At 42.8% G+C, this 12,319-nt stretch carries 1 pseudogene; it reads right to left on the bottom strand.

Features of this window, described 5'->3' with window-relative positions:
* Positions 1 to 11,480, bottom strand: a pseudogene (locus BY457_RS13680) (hypothetical protein); the annotation flags it as partial.
* Positions 11,481 to 12,319: the final 839 nt, after the last annotated feature.

The following is a 12,319-nucleotide window of genomic DNA, read 5'->3' as shown; positions in this document are numbered from 1 at the left end:
ATCCACATCACACCTGCCGAAAATTTCAAAGAACTTTTGCCGCAATTTATTGATAAAAAATTACTCCAGGAATAAGGTTTTGCTGGGGTGGATACGTTGCAAGGACCAGGAGGAGTTTGTTCTTCAATCGTCAGATTAAGCGCTGTGCCTGGATCCGCCAAAGTAATAGTTTCATCTACCTGACAGTTATTAGCGTCTGTAACGGTGACTGTATAACTATCCTGCACAAGGCCAGAGATGGAAGCATCTGTTCCATAACTAACGCCTGCAGCATTTACCCATGCAATGCTGTATGGAGAGGTGCCCCCTGAAATACTGATGGTAATGGTACCATCAGAAGCACCCGGTGCACTTGGATGCACTTCATTTTCAATGGTAATGGCCGGAGCAGTTGCCGGTTCGGAAATAGTATAAATATCCGACCAAAGATCACAAATATTATCATCGAAAATGCGCACACGGTAATCTCCGGCGGGACGATCAGCTAAAACATTAGTGTTTTCTCCTACCAAAATATCATTCACACCACTTTCAACACGATACCATTGATAAGTATAAACCGGTGTTCCACTGGTCATATTGGGAGTTCCACCGCCCACACTTACCTCAATCAGAGATCCCGTAGCTGTTCCATGACAATCAACGTCTTCAAGATTATCCAGAGCAATCACCATCGGATCGGGCTGGGTGATTTCAACATTATCGATATCTAACTTGGTACAATAAGGCGCACTGGTATCAAGGTCGCGCATGGAAACAGCATACACTCCGGCGGCGAGATTGTCAAATACCGGGCTGATTTGCCAGGTGGCTCCACCATCAATGCTGTACTCGAAGTTGTCTGCCCGACTGGGAGTTACCTCAAACCTACCATCGTTGCCTCCATTGCAGGTGACATTCGTAATATCGGCAACAGGATCGACAATTGAAAAACTAAAATCATCCGGCTGCCCAACTGTTAATACATCAACACTGGTTGGATCATTTTCCGTAGCTACTTCACATCCATTAGCATCAACAACAGTAACCATGTAGATTCCAAGTCCTGCAGGATCAATGGTTTGGCGATTCGCCAATGGCTCCCATAGTCCTGAAGTTGAATTGTATTTCTCCCATATATAATCATAAGGAGCTAAACCACCTGTTGCAGTAGCAGTAACGCTGCCATCTGCTGCATTATAGCAACTTGCATCAGAGGCTGAAGCATCAACGGAAAGGGTATTGGTATAATTAAGATCAAACTCTGGTTCCGGAAGTACGCTACATCCATGAACGGCATCTGTCAACACTAAGGTATAAGTCTCCGGTGCCAGATTTGAAATATCTTCATCGGTGGAAGTAAAAGATCCTGAACCATCAGACCAATTGTATGTATAACTTCCTGAGCCACCAGTGACAGTAATATCGATACTTCCATTGTCCTGACCACTGCAAGTTGGCTGAATCACAGTCGCATCAATAGAAATATTTTCTAATGAAAAATCATAAGTAAACAAACAACCATCAGAAGCTGTGGAGTTGGCATCGAAAACCTCCAGGGTGTAAGTTCCTTCGATCAGGTTGGTAATATTTACCGGGGAAGTTGTTTCAATATTGTTGTAATATTCCTGATTGTTCTCCTGACGTATCAGACGAACATCATATCTGAAACCTCCATCGTCCACACCACCGGCAACATCAAAAATGAGCCAGCCACTGGTCAGCTGATCACACAGAATACCGTAATCAAAATTGGTTACTTGTAAGGGAGCAGGTTCTGTAATTTCCACATTCGGAATATCATCACTGCAACCATTGGCATCAAAGACTTCAAAGTCATAGAAACCAGCGGTAAGACCTGTGGCAGTGAAATCTCCGGTACCATCCCATGAAGTTTCAACGGTACCATACTTAATAGTGTAAGGTGCAGTACCACCGACTACAGAAAAACGTACGCTTCCTGAGTTATCTCCATTACAAGTGGTCACATTGTTTTTAGCCACCTGAGTCAGCACGACTTCAGCGGGCTCATCTATTTCTATTGTTAATGGAGGAACCGGACAATTGGTTAATGCCTCTTCAGCAGTAACTCTGTAATACCCGGACTCAAGATTGGTTAAGGTGCCTGTAGTTGCAGGGTAAGCAGCCCAGGTACCATTTTTGTCTGCGTCAATTTCCCAAATATAAGTAAAAGAAGTACCTGCAGGACGACCGTTAATTTTCACAGAAAGCGAACCATCATTGCCATCAAAACAGGTAACATCCTGTTTTCCTGTCAAATCAATGGTCAACTCGTTCGGCTGATTAATCGTAAAAGCATCTAAATCACTACAGTAGTTTGCATCAGCGACTACGATTTCATAATCATCAGCAGGTAAAGTATTATTCACTAATACAAAGTTGCCTGTGCCATCATCTTCAACAAATCCGTTTATTGCAGATCCGTTTTGGGGAGTGATGGTATAAGAATAGTAATCTACATCAGGAATGGAAGCATCCAATGGATCTCCTGCAAAAGGCGTTCCCCCCGTAACCTGAATAGTGATCTGTCCATCGCTGTTTCCATAACAAGTAGCATCATTATCCTTGGTCACTGTCAGCGCGACAGGATCAGGAACAGTCAGATGAATATTGGTAATTGTTTCAACCACACCGTTGTCGTCCTCGACCTGAGCGTTGTAATAACCCGGTTCGAGATTGTCGTAATAGGCAAAACCTCCTGATATACTGGACGCAGCAATAGCTGTACCCGGCTGACGTGTAAGTGTGAAGGTATAAGGCGCCTGACCTCCGGTAGCGACTAATTGAATTTCTCCATTTACAGCGTCATTACACGGTTGAGGAGAAACACTTGATGCATTTAATTGCAATAAGGCACCCGGCTCTGTTATTGTAACGATTTGACTAACAGGACAGCTATTGCCATCCAATACATTCACCCTATAATTTCCGGCTGATAAGCCATCAATAACATTGGAATTATCATCAGGGTGTGTACTGAGATCATCAATCAGAGCACCAGTTCCATCCACTTCTTCCCAATCGAAGGAGTAAACACCTGTTCCGCCGGTTACACTGACTTCGATACTTCCATCGTTACCAGCAGCAGCAGAAACATTGATCACGCTTTCCACAGTGATGGTTGGAGAAGTCAAGGGCTCGGTCACTTCATAAATCATTGACCATACCACACAACCATTGTCATCAGTCACACGAACCCGGTAATCGCCGGCGCTAAGACCCTCAGCAAGATACGGAGTTGCAGGCAGCGAAGGAGAAATACTTATATTACCACTACCAGTAACCCGATACCATTGATAAGTATAGGGTGATGTGCCACTTCCTGACGGAACTTCAACTTCAATAGAACCGGTACTGTTTCCTTTACAATCAACAGGAACAATATTTACCAAATCAACAACCAACGCCGAAGGCTCTGTAATTACAACACTTTCAATATCATACTTGGTACAATAAGGTTGAGCCGAATCACGTTCGCGCATAGAAACCTGGTAACCGCCGGCAGATAAACCGGAGAAAGTTTCGTTGATTTGCCAGGTGGTGCCGCCATCAATACTATATTCAAAGTTCCTTCCTGAAACCACAGGATCAGGATCAGGAATTATTGTAAAACTAGCATCACTTCCACCATTACAGGAAACATGATTATTAACTGCATGACTATCAATAGTAAAATCATCTGGACGACCAACTGTTACAGTTGTTGATGGATCAGCTGCTATGGTACAACCATTAGCATCAGTCACAGTCACGCGGTAATCACCAATTCCTACAGGATCAAGTGTCTGACTGTTCATCAGGGTTTCCCATGCACTTGTTGTAGTATTGTATTTTTCCCAGATATAATCATAAGGAGCAACGCCTCCTGATGCAGTAGCAGTTACACTACCATCAGTGCTGTTGAAACAGCTGACATCTGTTTTAGAAACAGCGACAGCTAACGTATTGGTATAAGCTATGGTATAATCTCGGGTAATAACACAACCTTCATTATCATCTTCTACCTCTACAAAATAAGTACCCGGTGAAAGGTCTATTATTTCATTAGTAATGGATGACAATTCATTTCCAGGAGCAATCGAACCGTCGTACCAAGTATAATTATATACACCTGATCCTCCGCTAACAGTGATATCGATACTTCCATTGTCCAGGCCACTGCACGTAGGATGAACTAATGTATCTTCGATGGTGATATTCTCTAATGAAAACTGAGTTTCAAACATACAGTTTGAAGGATCAGAAGAATTGGCATCGTAAACCTGAAGGGTGTAAGTGCCTTCGATTAATTTGTCAGCTCCAGCAATGAGAGCATCACTTGAAATTGTTTCCGGCTGTGCAGCCACAGTAACATCATTGCTAATATAAACCTGATTATTTTCCTGCCGAACCACACGCACATGGTAGGTATAATTACCGGCGCCATCATCCAAACCACCTGAAACATCGAAGTTTACGTAACCGCTGGTCAGATCCTCACATTCGATACCGTAATCGGTAACGCTTACAGAAAATGGATCTGGTTCTGTAATGGTCACACTTTCAGTAGATGAGCATCCGTTGTCATCAACCACCTCAAAAGTATAAGAACCGGCTGAAAGTCCTGTAACCGTGTAATCGTTCAGACCATCCCATGAATCTGAGACTGTGCCGTAGTTTATTATGTAAAGTCCGGTGCCACCAGTGACAGACAGACGCACACTTCCGGTACTTTCTCCGTTACAAGTGGTAACATGTGTTGTATTTTCAACTTGTAAGTCAAGCTGCATAGGTTCATCCACACCAATGTTACCAGAAACACTTAATGGACAAGTCGTTCCGGATTCTCTCACAGAAACACGATAGGTTCCTGCAAAAAGTGAAGTTATGGTATTGGAAGAAGTTCCGGTAACACTACTATGCAGATTCCAACCAGAAACACCATCATTATACTCCCAGACATAATCAAAGGTTGTCCCACCAGGTCGCCCATTTACTGAAACAGTTATTTCTCCATCATTGCCAGCATTACATTTCACATGCTGAATATCTTCCACATTGACAGTAAGCTCATTGGGTTCAGTGATTTCAAAGAAGTGGTTGTCGTAGCAACCGTCAGCGTCGCGAACCTGAAGTTCGTAAGTATCGGCTGATAATGGAAGATTACTTTGACCAGCAGCATAAGTATCAGGTGTTCCAGTTTGAGGTATAACTGTAAACTCATAACTACCTACTCCGGTTCCACCGGTTGCACTAAAAGTTATCTCACCATTACCCCCAAAACACTCAGCATCTGAGTTTTTGGTAAAGGAGAGGATCAATTCAGGATCTTGGGAAAGTGTAATATTTTCAGAATAACTAAGCGGCTGACCATCAACCACTGTGGCAGTGTAATTTCCAGCCACCAACCCGGTGTAGTTGGCATAAGTATCTCCGGAGCTAGAAGGAGTAATCACATCACCACTACTGTTGGTCAGTGTAATAGGTGCATAAGGCAGTACACCACCTGTGGCAGTCAGACTGATTTCGCCATTGTTGTTGCCGAAGCATGGACCAGGATTTTTGGATAAGACAGTTAAACCAAGGGCATCATTGTCATCAACATCCAAATTGAGCAATTCGTCAAAACAACCATTGGCATCAGTTACTCTAACAGAGTAAGTTCCGGCTGATAAATTCGATTGAAGCGTCACTCCATCGGTAACACCCGTGCCTGTCCAGTCGATTATAAAAGGAGCAACCCCACCGGTAATGCCGATTTCAATACTACCATCTCCTGCACCCGGAGTAGATTCATTGGTAATAGCCTCCAAATTAACGACAGGTTTACTGGCCGGGGCCTTAACATTGTAATAGCCTGATGTTGAGCAGTTATTCTCACCAAAGATATCTACCCGATAATCTCCGCCAATGGTTATGGGGAACACTGCAGGGGTACCATCCGGCTGATTATCATCATCTACCTGCACCCAGTTACCCGGGGAGGCCTCTCTGTATAAAACATAATTAAAGGCGCCAGAATACCCTGCTTGGTCACCCTCGACTTGTATCTCGCCAGGAGTGGTACAATCAACGTTAGTCACACTACTGCTGCTGGCTATAGTAACCGGTCCATTCGGTTCATCAATATCAACCTCATTACCAGCTGCAAGTGTCTGAACACATGAAGGGTTACCGGCATCACGCACCTGCACATCGTAGGTACCTGCATATAAATTGGTAAAGGTATATTGGGAGGAACCGTTGGTTACCCATGGTGTTCCATTCAAACTAAACTCATAGCTTCCTGATTTACCGCCGGTTGCAGCAATTCTAAAAGAACCATCATTCCAACCATAGCAGGTGACATCATTTACATTACTTGGCGTTAATGCAATTGCATTAGGTTCAGTCAACGTAACTGTGCTTAAGGCTTCAGCAAGAGGACATCCGTACCCATCAACTATAGTAATCTCATAAATACCACCTCCCAAACCGGTAAATTCACCGGTGTTACTGGTAGCAATATCAGTAAAAGTTCCTGTTCCATCATCCTCGGCAAGGGTATAAGTAAAATCAGAAGAAAGACTGGAAGCGGAAACATGGATTTCTCCGTCAAGTGCCCCATTGCAGGTGGGGTTAATGGTATAGTCAACAACTGCAGTTACTTTGTTTTCGCGAACTTCGACGGAGCCGTTCATCATGGAGGTGCAGGCATCCGCAGTAGCAGGTAATTCAGCACGCACAGTATACGTACCTTCTTCGGTTACCGCCGGAAAAGTAAAAGAAGTTTCCGACGCTAAACCAGTATAATCATCTACAACAGTCCCATCTCTTAACAATTCATAAAACACATCTTCTTCTGAAGAACTCAAACCTATAGTTGCATCACTTCCAAAACAATAAATTCCTCCGTTAGGTGTAGCCGGAGTTACGTCAAAGACAGTTGGTGCCGAACGTATGTTAAATTCTTTGGTACGGGTGGAAGTACATCCGTTTTGCTCATAAACATAAGTAATCTGTTCTGCCGAGGATGCAGCAACCAGTGATGGATCGAACTCTGCACGACCGTTGTTATCAGTTCCGGCACCATCAACTTCATTGTCAATTCCAGGAGCAGTAGGGTTGCCCGGGCTTCCGAGCATGAAATAACCTAAACCAGTCGCACCACCACCAGCATATCGGCCTTCAAAAATAACAGGAGAACTGTTTTGGCAGAATTCAAGAGGATCAGTAGTTCCGAAGTTAACTGAAGGAGTCTCTATAACTGTTACTTCAAAAGTCTCAGTCTTTTCACATTGTCCGGCAGCGGTATTATCAAAAACTAAAGTAATATCAAATGTACCAACAGGTGCTAATGTAGGATCAAAATAAATGGGTGCATCTCCATCACCTACAGGAGTAGTATTTGTTTGAAAATAAGTACGGTTACCAGCGCCGTCCACAGTAAACAGGCACTCATTCGGTGCAGAAAAAGTATATTCTGCACTTTCAAATCCGGCATCAGCATCATAAACTCCACTTGACAATACAAGATTGTTGGTCTGTAGCGGATAAAGGGTAGCATCATTCTGGCAAAATTCATTATCAGCCAAAACAATAGCAATCGGAGGATCATAAACCGTTAACGAAATAGTTGATTCAGAATAACAACCACCGGTATTTATGGAATAGGTAATATCATGTACCCCTTGTCCGGCAAGAGAGGGATCAAAACTGTCACCCGACACACCATTTCCTGAATAGTTACCACCTGGCTGCGTGGGTGTAAAGAGAACGGGGGAATCGTTTATACAAAATTCAGTTTGAGGACTGGTAAATGAAGCATCCAGTTCAGCCGGGATAAGAATTTCATGGGTTATAATATTTTCACAACCATTGTAATCATAACTATACTCAAACACATAGTTTTCATCAGTTGCTCCCAGGTTCGAGGGAACAAAATCCATTTCAGGGTTGGCTGTTGTACTGGTTACCGTACTTATAGCAGTTTCTGTGCCATCCAACGGCAAAGTTGTCCGGTAAAGATTAATAGTTCCACCATCAGGCAATGTTCCATCTACCGGTTCTCCATAAATGGTATAAGTAGAATTATCACTAATACAATAAGTATCAACAAGATTACTACTAAATTGAAGATTTGTTCCAATTTGTATATTGTAACTTACACTTCCCGAACATCCATTAATATCGGTATAATCGAACGTAATGGTATGAGTCCCGTTGCCGGCTACTGCCGGATCAAAAATTGCCAGGCCATCATCAGCAGTAGCATCATCCACGCCATTACCGGAAAAGTCACCGCCACCAATGGCAACTCCTGTATCAATAAAGAATCCTTCAAGATTAATAGAGGCATCATCCTGACAAAGAATCAGATTTCCTGTAGCAGGAAAGGTATGCCAACCGGTAGCATCCTGATACCGGAAATCAATATTGTCCGTCAGATCTTCATGGAAAGTTGTACTTTCTGATGCCGAATTAGAGCATCCGGTAATTGGATTGGTATAAGTATATACAAAGGTAAAAGTTTGGGATCCGTTAACGTTTAACAAGGCATCATCAACATTAAAAGTTGCAGAACTTCCATCATGATTTGTAAACCATGATGGATTGCCCAGCCCCTGAACCAACCAGCTATTATCGGTATTTGCCCCTGTCGGATTTCCATAAATTGTCTGATCTCCTGCCCCTGAACAATAATGATCAGGAAAAGGAGCGATCGAAACAACCGGTATTGGATTGACATCTACACTTCCGTTCATAGGTGTCATGCAGCCATTCAGTTCGGCAACAACGGTATAATTTCCTTCAGGATAGGCAGCTGAGAACTGAATAGGGGAGCCTGTTGTCCCACTCAGCTCAGAGCCGGCATAAGGGGAACCATCTCTATACAATAAATAAGAAACACCGGTTTCGGAATTAGAAACATTAATAGTTACATTCTCTCCTACACAAAAAGGGCCACCCGTAACATCAAAATCGTCAGGTGTTTCACTTATCACAACCTGCTGACCGGTCAGAGGATATTCACAATTATTATTAACAGCCGCTACCAGATAAGTTCCGGCAACCGATTGAGGAACAGGAAAATTGACATCATTACCATCTCCCCATACTGAAGTAACCGGAGATCCGGTAAAATCGTCTCGGTAAAGTCTGTATAAAACACCTACCTCCGAATCAGAAAGCTGAATGGTATGTGATCCCCCTTCGCACACAGGTCCAACTGTAGTAGTTGAAAGCGTATAAGTTAAATCGGGGGTTTCATAAATAACAATATCCCCCAGATCAGTTGTACATGCACCTCCGGGACTTAATGGATTTGAAGCAATTATAGAATAAGTACCTCCGGCAGAAATACTACTACTAAATGTTATTGGATTTCCATCTCCGGTTCGGGTCTGAATATTAGTTCCGGTTCCATTTATATTATCAAATAAACGATAGTCAAAATTATTTTCTGACCCGTCCAACGCAACTGTTAACGGGGTACCCTCACAGCCCTCAGTATCCACAATGTTTTGCATATCCGGGGTTTTGAAAATTCTAACCGGACTACCGACTATACGTGAACACGATCCCCTTTCAGCAAGCACTTCATAAGTTCCGGCAATATCAACACCGGAAAAATCAAGATCACCCCCTCCTGCAATGGTACGGGGCGACTGCACCAATGTTCCATCGTCAAGATAAAGAGAATAATACACTCCATCCTCTGAAGCCAATACTCTTATTGTGTGAGTATCGCCCGAACATTGTGACCCGATAAGGTTTACTGTTTTATCGACAGGTGTATTGGCAACAGTGATCGTCCCATTCATCCATTCTGTACAAGTACCACGAACCCCTCTTATTTCATAATCACCCGCAGCAGCTGCTGAAACATTAAAACTAATGGGATTTCCAGTTCCATTTTGAGTAGCAATAACGGTACCTGAAGGTCCATAAAGCTCATAATCCACATCTCCCTCACTATCGGACAAATCAATCTGAATATTGGTACCAGCACATCCTATACCGGAAACATCATATATAAGTGGATAATTATTAATCTCAAAAAGAACAGGATTGCTAAAGTCTGTAATATTACAGGCAGAAGTTGAAACAGCATTTAATGAGAATGTCGTAGAAGTATTAATTACAGCTCCCCAGGGGATAGATGCTGAAGTTGCCCCATCATTATCCGGATCGTTAAGAGATGCAGTGGCAGTCCCACCACTACCATCAGAAATAGTCACATCCCAACTATCTCCGGGCTGTCCTATTATCTCAACAAGAAATGAGGGTTCCACTGGGCCACAGCCGCCCATATTCTCGGCTTCCATTGTTGCCATGGGTGTAACCACGGTAACATCCTCTGTTGCCGAACGATAACACAAGGGATTATTGGTTTCATAAACCCGAAAGTCATACGAAGCAGTTGAATAGACCGTACTGGAATTCGTATAGGGCGAAGCATTCAAATCCCCTGTACTATAAGGAATATCATTCCGGGTCCACTCATAAGTGACAGGCTCTGAATGTGACGTAGCCATGCGTCCTTCAAGGGTTACTCCTGCCGTCGCATCACACAAAGCAGCAAATCCGGATGGATCAATGGTAACCTCAGGTAATGAGTAGTTTTGAACTGTTACAATTTCTGAGGTATGCTGTCTGTTACCATAATTACCTGTATAAACAAAAGCCCTGTAATCGCCAGGACCGGTAACCGTTGTTGCATCATATGGAGAAGAAGGGGCAATTACCGTCCACCCGGAACCATCATCATACTCCCAGGCATAGTTGAGATCCGGGTCATATGGTCTGACAAAAAGATTGTACCCATAGGTCCCATCACAAATTGACTGTCCTCCCTCGACTCTAAGTTGTAAGGTTCCCTGCGATATTTCAATCGGGTCAGTCATTACAACACAGCCACCCGGGTCAGTAATTACCGCATGAATTTGATAAACTCCGGTTGCCGGAACATTATACGAAAAAGTCGAGGAAGATCCACTCTGAACAACTGACGGAGTACCATCTGGCATTACAGTTTCGTAAAAAACAATGGAGGAACCATTGGTAGGAGTTACCTCAAAATCTTGGATAGCTCCTGAACTAATTACATCAGAGGAATTACCGGATTCATTTAAAAGTGAATAGGAAACAGCTGTTGAAGGAACCGAAATATTAAAAGAATAAATTTTGGAAGGAGTTCTTTGCCAAAGGATGGAATAACTTCCTACACTTTCATCAAATCCTGTAATAAGGGGATTAGCCCCATAATCCGAGAAAGTCAATCCATCATCATCAATCCATGTTCCACCAGACCTATGTCCATCAGGAACTCCACCAGCATCCATCAACTGATCACCTGTAAGAAAACTACCTCCACAGGTTGTAAGGGAAACATTAATGTAAGTTTGTGCATTTAAATTATGAACAAATCCCCCAAACACAAAAAGCCCGACAAAAAGCAGCAAACTTTTCAGCGAGTTATTGATGATCGAATTCCTCTTTCCTTGTAAACCTTTATTCATCCGCTTATACAAATTTTGCTCCACGCGGGAAGCATTAAAACCTGCAACCGGTAACTATCAATTACAACGGTTACCATACACCAAAACCATAAACGGGATTCTATTTTGTCAGAAGGTGATCATCCATGGCCCTTGGTGTCACAAGCTCAGACTGCATCATTAAGCGTTCTGCCAATTTTTAAAAACAAAAAAGTCAGAACATTTTTGCAGTCGGGGTTTTCTTTTCTTTTTCCTTTTGGGCGGGGTTGTATATAAGGTTAATCCCTGAATTTATTGCCTTTACATAATGTCTGTCCATAAAATAGCATTTGCGTCGTTACGCTTGCCGCCAAATCACTCATTGACCCAAGTAAACTCCGTTTTTGGCAGCTTCGCAAGCCTTGCAACTGGCACTTTCTGACCAGACACATGACTTTTTACAAACTTTTCCGACTTTATAGACGGGCACCACATAAAGGTCTCACATTCTTAAACATAAAAAAACATTAATTTATGCAAAAAACAAAAAATCTCAGGTAATATTTTTACGCAAAACTATTAAAAAAGTTGGCCCTGAAAGGCATAAAATATCAGTATCACTGAATTTTAACATTTGAACCATGGGTAATTTCAAGGGCATCAGCAAGAAAGACAATGTGTATTAATGGAAGATTTAAGGTTTTTGGTGGAAGAATAGAGGCTTTTTATCAAGCTCGGTTAAGAGGGTGATGATTATGGTAAATAAGCGTTTTGGTCGTATCTGTCACCCCGCCGGGGCTTATCTTGTATATTGTCATCTATCTACCAAACTGTCGCCCCCCTCCGGGGGCTGAGGCAAATACATTGATAATTTCGAATAT

The organism is Marinilabilia salmonicolor, from assembly GCF_003003035.1.
Taxonomy (GTDB): domain Bacteria; phylum Bacteroidota; class Bacteroidia; order Bacteroidales; family Marinilabiliaceae; genus Marinilabilia; species Marinilabilia salmonicolor_A.
This window is presented reverse-complemented; position numbering and strand designations above follow the sequence as displayed.